Annotated in this window: 17 protein-coding genes and 1 tRNA gene; 14 read left to right on the forward strand and 4 right to left on the reverse strand. The window is 65.5% G+C overall.

Going from position 1 to position 19,007, the window contains the following annotated elements; genetic code table 11:
• Window positions 1-19: 19 nt before the first annotated feature.
• On the reverse strand, window positions 20-721 hold the full coding sequence (locus H2052_RS03195; RefSeq protein WP_293778010.1) for a hypothetical protein: 702 nt from the start codon (window positions 719-721) through the stop codon (window positions 20-22).
• Between the two features lie 377 nt (window positions 722-1,098).
• Between H2052_RS03195 and H2052_RS03200 the strand changes: the two genes are divergently transcribed.
• From H2052_RS03200 to H2052_RS03260, 13 genes are all read left to right on the forward strand, one after another.
• Window positions 1,099-3,129, forward strand: coding sequence for a conjugal transfer protein TraG (locus H2052_RS03200; protein ID WP_293778013.1), 2,031 nt, complete (start codon window positions 1,099-1,101; stop codon window positions 3,127-3,129).
• A 4-nt stretch (window positions 3,130-3,133) separates the two neighbouring features.
• Window positions 3,134-3,556, forward strand: coding sequence for a CopG family transcriptional regulator (locus H2052_RS03205; RefSeq protein ID WP_293778015.1), 423 nt, complete (start codon window positions 3,134-3,136; stop codon window positions 3,554-3,556).
• Window positions 3,553-4,530 (forward strand): P-type conjugative transfer ATPase TrbB, encoded by a 978-nt coding sequence (gene trbB / locus H2052_RS03210; RefSeq protein ID WP_293778018.1) that lies wholly within the window; start codon window positions 3,553-3,555, stop codon window positions 4,528-4,530. The genes H2052_RS03205 and trbB overlap by 4 nt, the downstream gene beginning before the upstream one ends.
• On the forward strand, window positions 4,530-4,859 hold the full coding sequence (locus tag H2052_RS03215) for a TrbC/VirB2 family protein (RefSeq protein WP_184070424.1): 330 nt from the start codon (window positions 4,530-4,532) through the stop codon (window positions 4,857-4,859). The genes trbB and H2052_RS03215 overlap by 1 nt, the downstream gene beginning before the upstream one ends.
• Window positions 4,856-5,131 carry a VirB3 family type IV secretion system protein gene (locus H2052_RS03220; protein ID WP_293778024.1) on the forward strand — a complete coding sequence of 92 codons (276 nt, stop codon included), beginning with the start codon at window positions 4,856-4,858 and terminating at the stop codon, window positions 5,129-5,131. The genes H2052_RS03215 and H2052_RS03220 overlap by 4 nt, the downstream gene beginning before the upstream one ends.
• Window positions 5,125-7,590: a conjugal transfer protein TrbE gene (gene trbE / locus H2052_RS03225; RefSeq protein ID WP_293778027.1), complete on the forward strand. Its 2,466-nt coding sequence runs from the start codon at window positions 5,125-5,127 to the stop codon at window positions 7,588-7,590. Before H2052_RS03220 ends, trbE begins: the two co-directional genes overlap by 7 nt.
• Window positions 7,587-8,312 carry a P-type conjugative transfer protein TrbJ gene (gene trbJ / locus H2052_RS03230; RefSeq protein WP_293778028.1) on the forward strand — a complete coding sequence of 242 codons (726 nt, stop codon included), beginning with the start codon at window positions 7,587-7,589 and terminating at the stop codon, window positions 8,310-8,312. The genes trbE and trbJ overlap by 4 nt, the downstream gene beginning before the upstream one ends.
• A gap of 126 nt (window positions 8,313-8,438) precedes the next feature.
• Window positions 8,439-9,728 (forward strand): P-type conjugative transfer protein TrbL, encoded by a 1,290-nt coding sequence (trbL, locus tag H2052_RS03235; protein WP_271259255.1) that lies wholly within the window; start codon window positions 8,439-8,441, stop codon window positions 9,726-9,728.
• Window positions 9,729-9,731: 3 nt separating this feature from the next.
• Window positions 9,732-10,514, forward strand: coding sequence for a conjugal transfer protein TrbF (gene trbF / locus H2052_RS03240; RefSeq protein ID WP_271256916.1), 783 nt, complete (start codon window positions 9,732-9,734; stop codon window positions 10,512-10,514).
• Between the two features lie 161 nt (window positions 10,515-10,675).
• Window positions 10,676-11,446 carry a P-type conjugative transfer protein TrbG gene (gene trbG, locus H2052_RS03245; RefSeq protein ID WP_293778032.1) on the forward strand — a complete coding sequence of 257 codons (771 nt, stop codon included), beginning with the start codon at window positions 10,676-10,678 and terminating at the stop codon, window positions 11,444-11,446.
• Window positions 11,443-12,648 carry a TrbI/VirB10 family protein gene (locus H2052_RS03250; RefSeq protein ID WP_293778034.1) on the forward strand — a complete coding sequence of 402 codons (1,206 nt, stop codon included), beginning with the start codon at window positions 11,443-11,445 and terminating at the stop codon, window positions 12,646-12,648. The genes trbG and H2052_RS03250 overlap by 4 nt, the downstream gene beginning before the upstream one ends.
• Window positions 12,645-12,863, forward strand: a complete 219-nt coding sequence (locus H2052_RS03255; protein WP_271256913.1) for a DUF2274 domain-containing protein — start codon at window positions 12,645-12,647, stop codon at window positions 12,861-12,863. Before H2052_RS03250 ends, H2052_RS03255 begins: the two co-directional genes overlap by 4 nt.
• A 274-nt stretch (window positions 12,864-13,137) precedes the next feature.
• Complete coding sequence (locus H2052_RS03260) at window positions 13,138-14,826, forward strand: recombinase family protein (protein ID WP_293778435.1); 1,689 nt, start codon at window positions 13,138-13,140, stop codon at window positions 14,824-14,826.
• On the opposite strand, the gene H2052_RS03265 is transcribed toward H2052_RS03260, so the two are convergent.
• The 3 genes from H2052_RS03265 to moaA all read right to left on the reverse strand — a co-directional run bounded on the left by H2052_RS03265 (window position 14,810) and on the right by moaA (window position 16,764).
• Window positions 14,810-14,884: transfer RNA gene (locus tag H2052_RS03265), tRNA-Asn, on the reverse strand. The two genes, H2052_RS03260 and H2052_RS03265, sit on opposite strands and share 17 nt — an antisense overlap.
• A gap of 75 nt (window positions 14,885-14,959) precedes the next feature.
• Window positions 14,960-15,742: an NAD kinase gene (locus H2052_RS03270; protein ID WP_293778039.1), complete on the reverse strand. Its 783-nt coding sequence runs from the start codon at window positions 15,740-15,742 to the stop codon at window positions 14,960-14,962.
• Window positions 15,739-16,764, reverse strand: a complete 1,026-nt coding sequence (moaA, locus tag H2052_RS03275) for a GTP 3',8-cyclase MoaA (RefSeq protein WP_293778042.1) — start codon at window positions 16,762-16,764, stop codon at window positions 15,739-15,741. Before moaA ends, H2052_RS03270 begins: the two co-directional genes overlap by 4 nt.
• A gap of 136 nt (window positions 16,765-16,900) precedes the next feature.
• Here moaA and H2052_RS03280 point away from each other — a divergent pair, with 136 nt between their 5' ends.
• Entirely contained in the window at window positions 16,901-18,985 is a 2,085-nt protein-coding gene (locus tag H2052_RS03280) for a bifunctional diguanylate cyclase/phosphodiesterase (RefSeq protein WP_293778045.1), read from the forward strand.
• Window positions 18,986-19,007: the final 22 nt, after the last annotated feature.

A 19,007-nucleotide genomic window follows, 5' to 3' on the forward strand; every position in this document is an offset into this window, starting at 1 on the left:
TACGAATCCTTCCCGACCGTCACTTCTTGGGTGCGGGCTTTTTCCTGAGTTTCGGCAGCTTGCGCTGTACGGCTTTGCGGACAGGCTTCTTCGTACCCGCGATCTTCTCGCGCAAATACCCCATGATCTGCTCGAACGAGTAGCTGTGATAGCGCTGCTTCAGGTCAGTCGATGGCACCCACAAACCTACAAACGAAGGAATCTCCGGCGTCGCTGCGTTGTGTTCCGAGACGATCAGGCCGCCGAACGCGCCGTCAGGGATGAGCGTGGACACGGCACCCGCCGCTGGTTCGAAAAGCGTGCCTTGGGGATCGAGCGGTGCGTTACGGGCGCACAACGTCTCGACATAAGAGGACCGCGTCCGCAGTTGGCGCGGCGCGCCGTTGTAGCGGCTGAAAACCAAACCAAGGACCAGGGTGAAAGCACCGATCCGAACCGTCGGGTAGCTCCAGGTTGCGGGCGTGGTCCAGCTGGTGCCGACTTCAAGAGCCGTCCGAGCTCCGGCGGCGCGGACCGCCCGCTCCATGAAATGACGCCGCAACGTGCCTCGCGCCTGCTTTGCGGACGGCACGTTCGCCTCGGGAATCGTCCGGACCGCATCAGCGGTTGCCGCGACCATCTCCTCATCGAGCGCCTGAAAGAACCGTAACAGCTGTTCGAGGTCGGCTGAGCGGGTCAGCAGATCAAGCGGGACGAGGGGTCGATGCGGCATCTGGCGCACTTTCGTATCTATGACAAATGACGTATAAACTTTCGTGCGACGGTTGCAACCCCTATCCTGTTGGCGTCGCGTCCGTAGGTAATGGCAGGTTCGGGCTTGAGCGGACGTTCCTGCAACTGCTTCGGAACGGCTCGTGTTGGTCGGTTCGAGACGTCGACACCGACGCATTTGAATGTCTGCCGTCCCGTTTTCTGATCTCCGAAGCCGCCGTTCCGGTCAGTCCGACGTTGCAGTCGAACCCCTAATGCCGGGCAAGAAACGAGCTGTTTGCGTCAATAAGCACTAATATGCATCAAAACTGTACTGTCCCGGACTGCCCACAGATCTGATCATCCCGACTCGTGAAGACGCGGCTTTTGCCCGTCGGGAGGTGCGGGATGACGCCCACAAAACTTCTCATTGGCCAGATGCTGGCGGTTCTTGCCGTCATGACGCTGGGCGTGTGGGCGGCGACACAGTGGACTGCGGCGATGCTGGGCTATCAGGGCGCGCTCGGGGTGGCATGGTTCAACCTCTTCGGCACACCCATCTACGATCCCTGGTCGATCTTTTTGTGGTGGTACCACTATGAGGCGTATGCGCCAGAAATCTTCGACGAAGCCGGTCTGATTGCCGGGGGAAGTGGATTTCTGGGCTGCGCTGCGGCTATCGGCGGCTCGCTGTGGCGGGCCCGCCAACAGCGCCGGGTCACGACCTATGGTTCAGCCCGCTGGGCGGGACGACGGGAAATCGCCCGCGCCGGGCTGTTTGGATGCTCCGGCGTATTTCTGGGTGGTTTCAGACGGCATTACCTCCGCCACGACGGCCCCGAACACGTCATGGCGTTCGCGCCGACGCGGTCGGGCAAGGGCGTGGGCCTCGTCGTTCCGACGCTGCTCAGCTGGACCGGTTCGGCCGTAGTCCACGATATCAAGGGCGAGAACTGGGCGCTGACCGCGGGCTGGCGGCGTTTGTTTTCCCACTGTCTCCTCTTCAACCCGACCGATGTGCGCTCGGCATTCTACAATCCGCTGCTTGAGGTGCGGCGCGGTGAGCACGAAGTGCGCGACGCCCAGAACATCGCCGATGTGCTTGTCGATCCCGAAGGCGCGCTTGAACGCCGCAATCACTGGGAGAAAACCAGTCACAGCCTGCTCGTCGGCGCGATTCTTCATGTTCTTTACGCCGAGGAGGAGAAAACGCTGGCCCGCGTCGCGGCGCTCCTCTCCGACCCTGAGAGGAGCTTCGTCTCGACCCTCGGGCGCATGATGGCGACCAACCATCTTGGCACTGCAGAGGCGCCCCGGGTCCATCCGGTGGTTGCATCGGCGGCGCGCGAGCTCCTCAACAAGAGCGAGAACGAGCGCTCGGGCGTCCTGTCGACCGCGATGTCATTCCTCGGGCTCTACCGCGATCCCACGGTTGCGATGGTCACGTCGCGCTGCGACTGGCGCATTGCCGATCTTGTCGAGGCTGAGCGTCCGGTCTCGCTCTATTTTGTCATCCCGCCCGCCGACATTTCCCGGACAAAACCGCTCGTCCGGCTTGTTCTGAACCAGATCGGACGGCGGCTGACCGAAGATCTCGAGGGCGCGAAGGACGGGCGCCGTCACCGCCTGCTTCTGATGCTCGACGAGTTTCCGGCGCTGGGGCGGCTCGACTTCTTCGAATCCGCGCTCGCGTTCATGGCGGGCTACGGAATCCGTGCCTTCCTGATCGCGCAGTCGCTCAACCAGATCGCCAAAGCTTACGGCGAGAGCAACGCTATCCTCGACAACTGCCATGTCCGCATCGCGTTCGCGACCAACGACGAGCGCACCGCGAAGCGGATCTCGGACGCCCTCGGCACAGCAACCGAGCAGCGGGCAATGCGCAACTATGCTGGCCACCGTCTCGCGCCGTGGCTCGCGCATGTCATGGTCAGCCGCCAGGAAACCGCGCGGCCGCTGCTGACCACGGGCGAGGTCATGCAGCTGCCGCCCTCCGATGCGATCGTCATGGTGTCGGGGCTAGCGCCGATCCGCGCGAAAAAGCTGCGCCACTACGCCGATGCCAATTTCACGCAGCGCCTGCTGCCGGCGCCGAGGCTCGAAGGCGACGTTTATTCAGATCGGCCGGTTCTACGCGTCCACGACTGGGAAGGATATGGCCCGAGGCCGCTCATTAAGCGTCCGAAGACCACCCCAGACGTGTCCGAAGCCGGAGACGGGGGACTTCAGCGCCAGCGGGTGCCGGGACAGAAGCCGCGAAAGGTGAAGGCTGTGCAGCCAGCGCCCGAGCGCGCCCATGTAGGCGGCGGCGCCGATGCGGCCACAGACAAGCTGGCAATGGATCAGGCGCGCGCCGCCGGAAGGGGCCAGCAGCAGGGCGTGCAGCGCGCGCATGCGATGAATCAGGGTCGCGGTCGCGACCTCGTCCCGGGGATCTGACGCGATGAAGACGCGGCACAACCTCTATCTGGAGCGCGAGATCGGCGACGCGCTGACGGCGATGGCGGCGGCGCCGGGGACAAACAAATCGAAGATCGCGACCGAGGCAATTGCCGCCTACATGGCGCGGCGCGCACAGCGTGAGATCGATGCGCTGATCAAACCGCGCTTCGACCGGCTGTCGCGAAATGTCGGTCACCTGCAGCGCGATCTGGGCGTGCTCATCGAGGCGTTTGGCCTGTTTGTCCGGCATCAGCTCATCCTTTCGGCAGGAGCGCCGGACCCGAGCGCGGCCGTACTCGCACTCGGACATCAGCAATTCGAGGCCTTCATCGGGCAGCTGGGGCGGCAGCTTGCCGCCGGAAAATCCGCGTTCGCTTTCGAAGAGGCGGCGGACGAGGACGGCGATACGGAGATTGCCGCATGAGCCCCGCGATCGCCCTCGAACGGCGCCGCACGATGCTGCAAACGGCGATGGGACCGGCGATCGGCGCCGCGCTCGGCGATGCGCGCGTCCTCGAGATCATGGTCAATCCCGACGGTGCGCTCCGCCTCGACATCGCAGGCGAGGGTTGCGTCGATACCGGCGTGCGAATGGGCGCCACCGACGTCGAACGCATCATCCGCCTCGTCGCCAGCGGCGCGCGGACACCCGTGCATGCGGGGGCGCCCATCGTCTCGGCGGAGCTGCCGGCGGACAAGGGCGGGGCAGGGGAGCGATTCGAGGGCGTGCTGCCGCCGGTCTCGACCGCACCCTGTTTCTCGATCCGCAAGCCGGCGGCGCGCATCTTCACGCTTCTCGATTATGTCGAGGCGGGTGTTCTGACGGCTGAGGCTGCGCGCATTCTGGCGCTCGCTGTCGCCGGGCGCCGCAATATCCTGATCGCGGGCGGGACCTCATCGGGAAAGACGACGCTTGCCAACGCGCTGCTCGCCGAAATGGCGGGTATCAACGAGCGTGTCATCCTCATTGAGGACACACGCGAACTGCAGTGCGCCGCACGCGACAGCATTTCCCTCAGGACCCGTCCGGGCAGCGTCAGCATGGCCGACCTCGTCCGCTCGACGCTGCGCCTGCGGCCCGACCGGATCGTCATCGGCGAGGTGCGGGGCGGAGAGGCGCTCGACATGCTGAAGGCCTGGAATACCGGTCACCCCGGCGGCATTGCGACCGTCCATGCCAACAGCGCGCTGGCAGCGCTCGACCGGCTCGAACAGCTTGTCGAGGAGAGCGTTGTGAACGCGCCGCGCCGGCTCATCGCCGATGCGCTCGACATGGTCGTGTTCATTTCCGGGCGCGGTCCCGGCCGGCGCGTGAGCAGCATTCTCGGCGTCCACGGCCTCGATGCCGCCGGCGTCTGGTCAGTCACACCCATTCATCCCGAGCAAGGAGACAAATGATGACCCGTAATTTCTCGTGCCGCTGCGCCCTCGTCCACGCGGCAATCGTTGCGCTTGGGGTGGGCATTGCGACCAGCGCCCATGCGGCAGGTTCCGGCATGCCGTGGGAAGAACCCCTGCAGCAGGTTCTCGAATCGGTGCAGGGACCCGTCGCCAAGATCGTCGCGGTGATCATCATCATCGTGACCGGCCTCACGCTAGCGTTCGGCGAATCGGCGGGCGGATTCCGGCGGCTCATCCAGATCGTCTTCGGCCTGTCGATCGCGTTTGCCGCGAGCTCGTTCTTCCTCTCGTTCTTCAGCTTCGGTGGCGGGGCACTTGTCGGATGAGTGTGCACATCGATGCCCCGCCCGAAGGCTTTGAGGTGCCCATGCACCGCGCGCTTGTCGAGCCGATCCTGCTTGGCGGAGTGCCGCGCACGATCGCGATCGTGAACGGCACTGCCGCCGCCGCGCTCGGGCTGGGATTGCAGCAGTGGATCGCGGGGCTCGCGCTCTGGGCGCTCGGTCATACGCTCGGCGTGTTCGCCGCGCGGCGCGACCCCGACTTCGCGACCGTACTTGCGCGTCACATACGCCAGAAGGGTTACTGGTCGTGCTAGCGCTCCATGAATATCGCCACCGCGCCGATCGGCTCACAGACCATCTGCCGTGGGCGGCGCTTGCCGCGCCCGGCGTCGTCCTCAACAAGGACGGGAGCTTCCAGCGCACGCTTGCGTTCCGCGGCCCCGATCTCGAAAGCGCGGGCGAGGCGGCGCTTGTTTCAGTCTGCGCGCGCGCCAACAATGCGCTGCGGCGTTTCGGATCGGGCTGGGCGCTCTTCTTCGAGGCCGCGCGCCAGGAAGCGCCTGGCTACCCTTCAAGCCGTTTCCCCGACGCCGCTTCGTGGCTCGTCGACGAGGAACGCCGTGCCGCGTTCGAGGCTGCCGGGCAGCATTTTGAAACCCGGTACTATCTGACGCTCGTATTTATGCCCCCGGCCGATCAGGTCGATACGGCGGGGAGGGTGCTGCTCGAACGCGGCAGTGGCGACGCCGGGCAGAAGGGCCGCGACTGGCGGCATGCGCTTCGCGAATTCATCGCCGAGACCGACCGCGCGCTCGATCTTTTCGCGGGCTTCATGCCTGAAATGCGCGCACTCGGCGACGCTGAAACGCTCACATACCTGCACAGCGCCATATCCGCGCGCCCGCATCCCATCATTGTGCCCGACGTTCCCATGTACCTCGACGGGCTGCTCGTCGACACGCCGCTCGTCGGCGGGCTCGAGCCAAGGCTCGGCGATCTTCATATACGCACACTGACGCTGACCGGATTTCCGGGGGTCAGCCGCCCGGGACTTCTCGATGCGCTGAACGACGCCGATTTTGCGTACCGATGGGTGACGCGCTTCATTGCGCTCGACAAGGCGGACGCGGCGCGTGTGCTGACGCGGCTCCGCCGGCAATGGTTCAACAAGCGCAAGTCGATCACCGCGCTGCTCCGCGAGATCATGTACAACCAGCCCGCGCAACTCCTCGACAGCGACGCCGGCAACAAGGTCGAGGATGCCGACCTTGCGCTTCAGGCGCTCGGCGAAGACAGCGTGGCATTCGGCTATCTGACGACGACGATCACGGTCGCAGATCGGGACCGCACGCGCGCCGACGAAGAGGTCCGAGCGGTCCTGCGCATCGTGAACGGTCTCGGTTTTGCGGCCATTCGCGAAGAGGTGAATGCCGTCGAGGCCTGGCTTTCCTCGCTCCCCGGTCACGTTTACGCGAACGTCCGCCAGCCGCTTGTCCATACGCTCAATCTTGCGCATCTGATGCCGCTCGCCGCGATCTGGGCCGGCCCTGAGCAGAATGCCCACCTTGACGGCCCGCCGGTATTCCACGCCGAAACGCGTGGATCGACGCCGTTCCGCCTGTCGACGCACGTCGGCGATGTCGGGCACATGATGGTCATCGGCCCGACGGGCGCGGGGAAATCGGTGCTCCTCTCGCTGCTCGCGATGCAGTTCCGCCGGTACGACGGCGCGCAGGTCTTCCTGTTCGACAAGGGGCGTTCAGCACGCGCGGCAACACTTGCGTGCAGCGGTGGATACGCGGATCTTGGCCTTGTGGCGAACGAGGCCGTGCTCGCCTTTCAGCCCCTGAGGCACATCGACGTACCCGCCGAGCGTGCCTGGGCGGACGACTGGATCTGCGGTCTTCTTGCGCACGAAAAGCTGATCCTGACCCCGGAGATCCGGGAGACGGTCTGGTCGGCGCTCGCCAGCCTTGCTGGCGCGCCGCCTGCCGAGCGGACGCTGACCGGGCTTGGACTGCTTCTGCAATCGGAGGATGTTCGCGCGGCGCTCGCGCCGTTCACGCTCGAAGGGCCTTACGGCGCACTTCTCGATGCAGCTGACGACGCGCTCGCCATCGCCGACCTTCAATGCTTCGAAACCGAGGCGCTCCTGGGGACGCCGGGTGCCGCAGCGCCGGTGCTCGCGTATCTGTTTCATCGCCTCGAAGCGCGGTTCGATGGCCGCCCGACGCTCCTCATCCTCGACGAGGCCTGGGTCTTCCTCGACCATCCGCTGTTCGCGGCGCGGCTTCGCGAATGGCTGAAGACACTGCGCAAGAAGAACGTCGCGGTCGTATTCGCGACGCAGAGCCTTGCAGATATCGCTGGCAGCGCCATTGCGCCTGCAATCATTGAAAGCTGCCCGCAGCGCATATTCCTGCCGAATGATCGCGCGCTGGAGCCGCAGAGCCGCGAGTCCTATGCGCGCTTCGGGCTCAGCGGCCGGCAGCTCGAGATCATCGCGCGCGCGGAGCCGAAGCGGCAATATTATCTGCAGTCGGCGCGCGGCAACCGTCTGTTCGAACTCGGGCTCGGACCCGTCGCGCGCACGTTCTGCGGTACCTCCGACGCGGCCGGGCAGGCGCGCATCGACGCGATTCTCGCCGCGCATGGCCCGGATGGCTTTGCAGCTCACCTCCTTGAAAGCGCCGGTCTCGACTGGGCCGCGGCGCTGCTCGCCGATTTTCCAGGCGCTGTTTCCGCCCCCGACAAGCAGGGAGACCGACCATGAAAACCCGTTCGCACACATGGCTATTGCGCGGTGCCCTCTGGTGCGCGCTCGGCATATCGACGCTGACGCTCCCCGGGCCGGCGCTTGCGATCCCGGTGTTCGACAGTGCCAACTATGCGCAGAACCTTCTCGTTGCCGCGCGGACGCTCGCCCAGATCAACAACCAGATCCGGTCGCTGCAGAACGAAGCGCTGATGCTGACGAACATGGCGAAGAATCTTTCGCGCGCGGCCTTTCCAGAGGTCGATGTACTCGCCCGGCGTCTTGCCGAAATCGATACGCTGATGAAGCGCGCGAGCGGGATCGGCTTCGAGATCGCGGACTTCGACGCGCAGTTTCGGGAGCTGTTCCCGGACGCCTTCGATGCGGCCGCGGGCAGCGACGCGCATGTGCGCGCCGCGCGCGGTCGCCTTGAAGTGAGCATGGCAGCGTTTCGTCATACGATGGACGTGCAGAACCGCATCGCAGCCGATGTCGAGGCGGATGCCGGGACACTCGCCGCGATCATCGCGCGAAGCCAGGACGCCGAGGGCAGTTTGCAGGCGCAGCAATCAACGAACCAGCTGCTCGCGCTTGCCGCGAAACAGCAGCTGCAAATGCAGCAGATGCTTGCCGCGCAGTTCCGGAGCGAAAGCGCCGAGCTCGCACGGCGCGCGCAGGCGGAAAGCGACGCGCGCGCCGCGACACGCGCCTTTCTGGGATCAGGCAAGGCCTACGAATGAGTTGAGACGGGCGCAGCTCCACCCCTCCCGGCTGCCGCCGTCTCGCCGCGGATGTCCCCGTATGGACTGTCGCCTCCAGGCCCGGGGGCATCCGCGGCAAAGCTTTGAGGAAGCGTGAGCGAACACATGGACGACCTCGGCGTCATCGACCGGTTTCTGGATGTCTTCATCCGCTACATCGACAGCGGCTTCGGCCTGCTGGGCGGCGACGTGGCGTTCCTCACCACGATGCTGATCGGCATCGACATCACGCTCGCCGGGCTGTTCTGGGCGCTCGGCGGCGAGGACGATGTCATCGCGAAGCTCGTGAAGAAAATCCTCTATGTGGGGGCTTTCGCGCTCATCCTGAACAACTTCCCCGTGCTCGCTGATATCGTCTTCCGATCGTTTGCGGGGCTCGGGCTTGTCGCCGGCGGCGGCACGATCAGCGCAGACGACCTCCTGAAGCCCGGACGTCTCGCCGGCACAGGGTTCGAGGCGGCCTGGCCGCTTCTTGATCAGGCGAGCAAAATGCTGGGTATTGCGAGCTTTTTCGACAATGTGCTCGTCATCACCGTACTGCTGATCGCGTGGGTGATCGTCATCGCCGCGTTCTTCGTTCTCGCGGTCCAGCTTTTCATCACGATCCTCGAATTCAAGCTGACCGCGCTCGCGGGCTTTGTGCTCGTGCCGTTCGCACTCTGGAACCGCACCGGCTTCCTCGCCGAGCGCGTGCTCGGCAATGTCGTAGCCTCGGGCGTCAAGGTGATGGTGCTCGCCGTCATCGTCGGCATCGGCTCAGGCTTCTTCGGCGACTTCGTGGGTGCGCTTGCCGGCGCGGAGCCCGATATCGGCGCAGCGATGAGCCTCGTGCTCGCCAGCCTCGCGCTTTTCGGCCTTGGCGTCTTCGGCCCCGGCATTGCCTCGGGGCTTCTCGCGGGCGCACCGCAGCTTGGCGCCGGCACGGCATTTGGCACGGCAGCGCTCGCCGCGGGCGGACTTGCCATGGGCGGCGCAGCCGGACTTGCAGCGGCGCGCGGGCTCGCAGGCGGGACACTCGGCGCGATCCGGGCAGCGACAACGATGGGCGCTGCTGCCTCGACCGCTTACCAGCTCGGCCAGGAAACTTCGGGCACGACCACGATGCGAAGCGGTCTGGGCGGAGTTGCCTGGGCCGCAAAGGCCGGTGCCGTCCGGCGGGCCGGTGAGGCGCTCGGGGTCGGTGCCGCCGCCGAGCGCGGGCGCAAGGCTGCGTGGCGGGCCGGGATGGCGCCCACAAGAGGCGCGAATGCCTCCGGCGAATCCGCTCCCGCCTGGGCGCAGGCGCTCCACGCCCGGCAGATCCAGCGCCAGCGCCGCCATGCCGTGGTCCATGCGCTCCGCGACGGTGACCGCGGCGGTGCGGGCGCCGCTCCTGACATCAGCGAAAGGGACTGAACGATGATCTTCAAACGAAGCCTACAGCGTTACGGGCAGACGCCCGAACCGGAAACGCCCTACCAGCGTGCCGGTCAGCTCTGGGACGAGCGTATCGGATCCGCGCGCGTACAGGCACGCAACTGGCGCCTGATGGCGCTCGGCAACCTCGCGCTCGCAGCGGGACTCGCCGCTGCGCTCATCTGGCAATCGCAGCAGTCTCGCGTCGTGCCCTACGTGGTTGAAGTCGACCGGCTCGGTCAGGCACTCGCGGCCGTACCGGCGACGCAGGATTATACTCCGGGCGACCCGCAGATCGCATGGCATCTTGCGCGGTTCATCAAGAACGTCCGCAGCGTGGCGCTTGATCCGGTCCTGATGCGCGAGGCGTGGCTCGCCGCCTATGATTTTGCGGACGAGCGCGGCGCGCGCTTTCTTGATGAGTACGCACGCGAAAACGATCCGTTCGCGGAGATCGGAAACCGCAGCGTCTCGGTGCAGGTGACGAGCGCGCTGCGCGCCTCGGCGCGCTCGTTTCAGCTGCAATGGACCGAACGCCGCTATCAGCATGGCAGCCTTGCACGAACCGAGCGCTGGACCGCAATCCTGACCTTCGACGTCCGGCCCCCGCGCTCCGTAGATGTCCTCCGCAAAAACCCGCTTGGACTCTACGTCACCGCGATCGACTGGAACCGCGAGATCGAGCCTGAAAGCGCGGGGCCGCCTGCACAGCCCGTCCCCGTGGAAACGCCTGCGGAAGCGATGGGTGATCCTCTCATCCCCACAGAAACGAGGTTAGAACCATGAACCGATCATATTCCAAATCCCTTTTGCTGGTGGGCATTGCCGTCGGCACCGGCACAGCAGCGCCGGTAGCACGTGCCGATGCATCATCACTTCACGTACCGCCCGGCATCGCAGGCTCCAACGTGCCTACGATCCCCACGGCGGCACGATCGGGAGTCTCTGTGATACGTCCCGCAGACAATGTGGACGCCGCAAACCGCGCCGCACTGCGGGAACCGGGCAGCCACAACTATCTGAATGCCGTTCAGGTCTACCCGTACAGCGCCGGCGCACTTTACCGGGTTTTTGCAGCGCCCGAACGGGTGACCGATATCATGCTCGAGCCCGGCGAGACCCTTATCGCCGTCGCTGCCGGCGATACCGTGCGCTGGACGGTCGGCGATACGGCGAGCGGCGCGGGGGAGACGAGGCGCACGCATATCCTCGTCAAGCCGCTTGCGCCGGGTCTCTCGACCAATGTCGTCATCACGACCGACCGGCGCGCTTATCATCTTCTGCTCTCGAGCACGGCGGCGAGCGCAATGACCGCGCTTTCGTGGACCTATCCCGAGGATGCACTGCTGGCACTCCGCCGTGCCGAAGCCGCCGCCGCAGCGCGGACGCCCGCCGCGTCCGGTCTCATGCTCGAGGATCTGTCGTTCGGCTATACGATCAGCGGCGACAGCCCCGTCTGGCGACCGCAGCAGGTATTCGACGATGGTCGCCAGACCTTCATTGCGTTCGCGCCGGCCATTGCGGCGAGCGAGGCACCGCCACTCTTCGTGCTCGACGCGAAAGGCAGCGCCATGCTCGTCAACTACCGGATGACAGGACGCTATTATATTGTCGACCGCCTGTTCGACGTCGCTGAACTTCGGCTTGGCGAAAAGCCCCAGACCATCGTGCGGATCGTCCGCGACGGCCAGACCGGCAAGCGGCGGAGGCCGTCATGACGCCGGACACGGTAGAAGCGACAAGCGAGGTCGCGCCGCAGCCGCCCAAGCTTGACCCTGAAACGCTCGTACTGCGCGGGCGGCCGCCCCGCGTCATCCGGTTCAGGCGCGGCGTCATCGTTTGCCTCGTCGGCGCCGGGGCTTCACTTGTCCTGGCCGCTCTCTGGTTCGGGCTCGAGCCGGCACAGCCGGCGCGCAGCGACCCGGTCGAGCTTCCTTTGCGCCCGCGGCACGAGCGCGTCGCCGATGTTCTCGCCGGCGCGCCAAAGGATTATGCGGAGATTCCCGTGCTCGGGCCGCCGCTTCCCGGTGACCTTGGCAGGCCCATTCTGGCGCATCGCCGGTCGGCGGGGCTGGAATCCGAAGCCCCGTTAACCCCGGTGTCCGACGCTGCTGCCGCCGAGGCAGAGCGACGCGCGGCAGAGTTGCAGGCGGCGCGGGCTTCGGGTGTCATGGTACGGCTTGAACGGCGCGGAAGCTTGGGCAGCGGAATAGCGGCGGGGGTCGGCATTTCATCCGATCTGGCGTCGGCTGAGCCCGGGGAGCCGGACAGACCCGGTATCGAGGACCATGCCGACGCGCTGATGAAGACGAACGGGCGTACGCTTCCGCAAGCTCTTGTGCCGTCCGGATCGCCTTATACGCTGAGCGCCGGCAGCGTCATTGCCGCAAGTCTTCTAACCGGTTTGAACTCCGACCTTCCCGGTCTCGTCACAGCGCAGGTGACCGAAGGTGTCTACGATACAGCGACTGGACGCGTTCTGCTCATTCCGCAGGGCGCCCGGCTAGTCGGACGCTACGACAATGCGGTCGCTTTCGGGCAGAGCCGCGTGCGCGTCGTCTGGGAGCGTCTGATCATGCCGGGAGGTGCCTCGGTCGCGCTCGGCAACATGCCCGCGGCGGATACTGCCGGCTACGCAGGCCTCAGCGACAGCATCGACCGGCACGGGGGCACGCTCCTCAAAGGCGTTCTGCTCTCCAGCCTGCTCGGGGTTGGCGCCGAGCTCAGCATTGAGGGTGAAAGCGATCTTGTCGAGGCGCTGCGCGAGTCCGCGCAGCAGGGCACGGCGCGCGCCGGCGATCAGGTCGTGGCGAAAGCGCTCGGTATCCAGCCGACGCTGACAGTGCGGGCCGGCTGGCCGCTCCGCGTCCTCGTGCACGAGGACCTGATCCTCTCGCCATGGGAAGGAGGGAAGCGATGATCAGGCTTCCGAAGCTTCCGGACAAAACGCCGATCAAACTTGCAATCACGATTATGCCGGATCTCGATGAGAAGCTGCGTGCATATGCCGGCTTGTACAAGGATTTTTACGGCAATGAAGAGTCCGTATCGTCTCTCGTCCCCGCAATTCTCGATGCTTTTCTCGAGGGAGATCGCGAATTTTCAAGGAGAAGGAAGAAACTGGGCGCTAAGTGATTTTATTGTTGGGAAAATATCGAAATATATTTCGAAAATATTCGATATATTTGTTCTTTATATTACTTCTTTACTATCTGGACTGTGGGAAAGCATCGGAGCATCGTGGTGCGAACGCGTCACCCTCGTAGGAAAATTGGCGGCAGAAAGGTGAAATCGACACCGCCGCACGAGGGTCTTTGCGCTTTGGTACGTCATATGGCTCGAGTAGCGGCCGAACGCGACTACGGCCTGCTGCTCGAACACGGTGTTCAACCCGGCAGACCAGGTGAAGATGACCATGAAAAGAGCAGCGATTTACGCAAGGTACTCAAGTGATTTACAAAGCGATGCATCGATCGAGGATCAGGTGCGGGGAGGCAGGGAGTTTGCGCTGAGGAACGGCTGGGATGTAGCCGAAGCGCGCATCTACACCGACCATGGCATGAGCGGCGCCAACATGATGCGCCCCGGACTTCAGATGCTGCTCATCGATGCGCAGGCGGGAAAGTTCGACGTTGTCGTGGCCGAGGCGCTCGATCGCCTATCCCGCGACCAGGCCGATGTCGCCACCATCCGCAAGCGATTGCTCTTCGCCGAAGTCGACATGCACACGCTGTCGGAAGGCGAGATCAGCGAGCTTCACATTGGTCTTAAAGGCACAATGAATGCCCTGTTTCTGAAGGATCTGGCGATCAAGACGCGCCGGGGTCAGCGCGGGCGCGTCGAGAGCGGAAAGTCGGGTGGCGGACTGCCCTACGGCTACCGCATCAAATCCGTCGGCGAGTTTGAGATCGATGCCGCGGAAGCTGTGGTGGTTCGGCGTATCTTCAAGGAATATGCCGACGGTGTCAGTCCTCGCCGGATTGCGGCGATGCTCAATCGCGAGGGCATCGCGAACCCGTCCGGTGCAGGCTGGACGCAGTCGACGCTCAACGGCAATCCGAAACGCGGAACCGGCATTCTCAACAATGAGCTCTACAACGGGCGCCGGATCTGGAACCGCACGCGCAAGGTCAAGGATCCTGATACGGGTGTGCGGCTGTCACGGGAAAACCCGCCGGAGGAATGGGTCGTCCACGACGTGCCCGAACTTCGCATTGTGGACGAGGCTCTCTGGAGCAGGGCAAAGGCGCGGCAGGAGCGCATGCAGCATTCGTCGCTCAGCCTTCAGAACAAGCGGCGGCCCCGGAACCTGCTGTCGTTCCTTCTGAAATGTGGCGAGTGCGGTGGCGGCTTCAGCAAGTCGGCCCGTAATCATTACGGCTGTTCGACATCCCAGAACAAGGGAACCTGCCGCAACTCGCTGCGGATCAGGCAGGACGTGCTCGAGGGTGCAGTGCTCACGGCGCTTAAACAGCACCTGATGCGTCCCGAACTCTGTGCCGAGTTCTGCCGCGAGTACATGGAGCATGTGAACCGGCTGCGCTCCGAACGAAATGCAACGATCAACGCCTGGCAGGCCGAACGGGACCGTCTGCAGGGGCGTCGCGACCGGATCGTGAAGGCCGTCGGTGACGGCTACACGAGCGAGGACATGAAGAACGAGTTCAATGCGAACTTCGCCCGTCGCAAGGAGCTTGACCGGCTTTTGAGCGAAACGCCGCGGGCGCCTGTGTTGATGCACCCGTCGATGTCCGAACGTTATCGGACCGAGGTGACCGAACTGACGCGACTGCTTGGATGCAGCGACCGCAGAACCGAGGCAGCGGACGCGCTGCGATCCCTTATCGACAGGATCATCCTCACCCCGAACGAGGACAGAACCGGGCTCGTGGTCGACCTTCACGGCGACCTCGCAGGCATCATCAACCTCGCGGCCGATCGTGATGGCAAGCGGCGGGGCACGGCGCTCGATGCACTCACGCTCGACGCACTGAACCGTTTTCGTATCAATGCGATGCAGGAAAACGTTCAGCGCGCCTCTCAGCGGAGGGCCGGTCGCGTTGCGAAATGTCAGGAAAGGTTGGCTCCCCGGGCCTGATTCGAACAGGCGGCCGTCCGATTAACAGTCGGATGCTCTACCGCTGAGCTACCGGGGAACGATGTCAGGCGGCGGCGTATATCAGCGGAAATTTCGGCTGCCAAGCCCGGAATGCATAACCTGAGGACACTGTTCAGGTCAGGAACTGTTCCATCGCGATGCGGTCGTCGAGCGCGTATTCGGGGTCGAACAGCAACTCCAGCGTGATCGAGCGGTCGGTGCTGATGCGCACGACGTCCACATCGCGCACTTCCAGCTGGTCTGCGACCGCGCTCACCGGGCGCTTTCCGGCCTCCAGCATCCGGAATTCCACCACCGATGCGTCGGGGATCAGTGCGCCGCGCCAGCGGCGGGGACGGAAGGGGCTGATCGGGGTCAGCGCGAGGAGGTCGGACTGAAGCGGCAGGATCGGGCCGTTCGCCGAGAGATTATAGGCGGTCGAGCCTGCGGGCGTCGCCACCAGCACGCCATCGCAGGTGAGCTCCGACATGCGCACGCGCCCGTCGATGGATATTTCGATCTTGGCGGCCTGCCGCGTCTCGCGCAGCAGCGAGACCTCGTTGATCGCGGGGGAGACGATGCGGTCGCCGCTGATCGTGCGCGCATCCATCTGCAGCGGGTGCAGCTTGAACGCGCGCGCGTTCTCGATGCGTTCGGCGATGCCGTCCGGGCTGTATTCGTTCATCAGGAAGCCGACCGTGCCGCGGTTCATGCCGAAGACGCTTGCGGGCCGCCGCCGATGGAGCACGGCGTGGAGCGTCTGCAGCATGAAGCCGTCGCCGCCGAGCGCGAGGATGATGTCGGCTTCGGCCTCGCTTGCCCAGTCGTAGAGCGGCAGGATCGCCGCCGCGGCCTCGCGGGCGGCGGGGGTGGGCGAGATGGCGAGCGCCACCTTGCCGGGGAGCTTTCCGGTCATCCGCCCGTCACGCTCATGTGGCGGGGAACAGCGGCGCGGGGACCGCCGCGCCCGATGACGAAGTCGTGGCCCTTGGGCTTGCGCGTGATCGCCTCGGCGATCGCTGCATCGAGGTCGGCGTCCGATGGCGAGCGGCGCACCGCGGCGCGCAGGTCGGCGCTGTCTTCCTGCCCCAGGCACATGTAGAGCCGCCCCGTCGCGGTCAGCCGCACGCGGTTGCAGCTTTCGCAGAAATTGTGGGTGAGGGGGGTGATGAACCCGATCCTGCGCCCCGTCTCCGCGACCTCCACATAGCGCGCGGGGCCTCCCGTCACATAATCGGTCGGCCGGAACGTGAAGCGCTTCGCAAGCTCCGCGCGCACGATGGAAAGCGGCAGGTAGTGGTCGGTACGGTCTTCGTCGATCTCGCCCATCGGCATCGTCTCGATGAAGGTGAGGTCGTGCCCTTCGCGGCCACACCACGCCGCCATGTCGCCGAGTTCGTCCTCGTTGATGCCGCGCAGCGCCACGGTGTTGATCTTGACCGCGAGCCCGGCGGCCTTTGCAGCGGCGATGCCGTCCAGCACGCGCGGCAGCTCGCCCCAGCGCGTGATGCGCCGGAAACGGTCGGCGTCGAGCGTGTCGAGGCTCACGTTCACGCGGCGCACGCCTGCGGCGGCAAGCGCTTCTGCGTGCTTCGCGAGCTGGTTGCCGTTGGTGGTGAGCGTCAGCTCGTCGAGGCCGCGCCCCAGATGCCTTGCGAGCGAATCGACGAGGCTTGCGATGCCGCGCCGCACGAGCGGCTCGCCGCCCGTCAGGCGCACCTTGCGCACGCCGCGCCGGATGAAGGCCGACGCGATGCGGTCGATCTCCTCAAGGCTCAGCACCTCGGACTTGGGCAGGAACTGCATGGTTTCCGCCATGCAGTATGTGCAGCGGAAATCGCAGCGATCGGTCACGGAAACGCGCAGGTACGTCACCGCCCGCCCGAAGGGGTCGATCAGCGGGCTTTGCCCGGCCGTCTCTGCGCTCACATCCTGCATCATCTTCCAGAGTTAGTCGTGCCGGGGGCGGGGGGCAAGTTTTGGCGTTGATGGCGGCGGTTCCGGCCGTCTCGACGCTGGCCTTTGCAGGGCGCCGTGATAGTGTTACAGCCCTGCGGTCTCCACACGAGGTGAAATGCACGGCTCATCGCTTTCAGCGCCCGTCTTTCTCGCCTCATTCCGCTACCGGCGCGAAGCGCAGGATGCCATTGAGGCGACAGGACGTCCGGTTATCGTCAGCCTCCGGCCCGACGATGCCGCCCGTCGCTATGCCGCGTCGGAAGCGCTGATCGCCATTGTCGACGCGCGCGGCGCGCTTCAGCGGGGCCTGCAGCAGGTCGAGCAGCTTGCGCAGGCAGTGCAGGAGCGGCGGGGCGGCCTTCTGGTGCTCTTGTCGCGCAGCGACGCGGCCTCGCTTGGCGATGTCTATACGGCGGGCGCCACGCACTATCTGATCAGCCCATTTGGCGCGTCCGAACTCGGTCAGTCGCTGCGCTTCGTCGAGCGCTCGATCCGGCGGATGCAGAAGACGAGCGCCGAGGCGGCGGTGGCCTCCGCGCAGGCCTCGATCGGCGGCACGGCGCGTTGGGAATGGAGCGTGGGCGACGATTTCGTCCGCATCGGCCCGCCGCTCGCGCTGCTCATCGGCGATCCGCCGCACACCGACCGGCTTTCGCTCGACGATGCCTTCCTGCGGCTCGATCGGCGCGCGCGGGCGCAGGCACGCCGCGCCGTCCGCCGCATCTGGCAGGCGGGCGTCCCCGGGGAGGTCGAGCACCGCCTCGTTCTCGATGGGCGGCCGCACACCTATGTTCACCACATACGGCCGACGCGCGATGCCGCCGGCAGTGTGATTGGGCTCACCGCCACGGTCGAGGATCTTGATTCCACGCTGATCGAACGTCGCCTTTCCGCGCATTTCGACACGCTGACCGGCCTTGCGAACCTCCGCCACGCCCGCGCGTGGGTGGATGAGAAGCTGAACACGCGCGCAGGGCACAACCCGGCCTGCATCGTGGTGATGTTCGCGATCAGCCGCTTCGATCAGGTGAACGCCGCCTATGGCCGCGCGGTCGCGGATTCGCTGCTGCAGGCCGTCGGCCGCCGCCTGCGCCGTCTTCTGAACGACCAGACTGCCGAAAGCGAACTTCCCGCGCGTCTGGGCGGCGCCGAGTTCGCCGTCGCCTTTGCGGGACCGATCACGCTCAATCAGGCGGTGTTCTTCAGCCAGCGCATCGGCAAGGGCTTCGAGAAGCCGTTCATCGTCGGCGGGCGCGTCATTCACCTTTCGTGCCGTCTCGGCATCGCCGCGAGCGACGAGGAGGTAACGACTGCGGACGAACTGTTCCAGCGCGCGAGCGCCGCGCTCTCCAGCGCGAAGGAACTGGATCCAAACAGCTTCCAGGTCTTCCTTTCGGACGAGCACGGCAACCCGGCGCGCTTCGCCAGCCTGGAGGCGGACCTGCGTGCCGCGGCCGAACGGCGCGGCCTCAGCCTGCTTTATCAGCCGCAGGTCGATATCGTCACCAACCGCATCGTCGGCGTCGAGGCGCTGGTGCGCTGGGAGCATCCGCTCTACGGCGTGCTGCCTGCCGAAACGCTGTTCGCGATCGCGGAGCGCGCCGAGTTCGGCACGCGGCTCGGCGAGCAGATCATGCGTCAGGCGTGCAGCGAAGCGGCGGCGTGGCCCGAGCATCTGCGCGATCTCAGGCTCTCGATCAACGTCACGGCGGCGGACATGCGCGCGGCCGATTTCGAGCGTATCGTCGTGGAATCGCTCGCCGACAGCCACTTCCCGGCCGCGCGGCTGACGCTTGAGGTCACCGAGGGCGGCCTCGTCGAGGATCTGGAGCACGCGTCCGAAATCCTCTCCAAGCTCCGTCAGCGCGGCATCAGCGTCGCCATCGACGATTTCGGCACCGGCTACTCGTCGCTCGCCTACCTGAAGTCACTGCCGCTCGATATCCTCAAGGTCGACAAGAAGCTCGTCACCGATCTCTCGGGCTCGACGCGCGACCGCGTGATCGTGCGCGGGGTCGTCGATATGGCGCGTTCACTCGGCATGGTCGTCGTCGCGGAGGGGGTCGAAACCGAGAGCCAGCTCGAAACGCTCGTGCGCGAAGGCTGCAACTGGTATCAGGGCTATCTGTGCAGCCCGCCGCTCGCGCTCGGCGACCTTCCGGGGTTCGTGGAAAACTGGCAGCGCGCCCGCGCCGCTTGACCAATCCTTAACTGCCGTCCCT

It is taken from the genome of Sphingosinicella sp., from assembly GCF_013911755.1.
Taxonomy (GTDB): Bacteria; Pseudomonadota; Alphaproteobacteria; order Sphingomonadales; family Sphingomonadaceae; genus Sphingosinicella.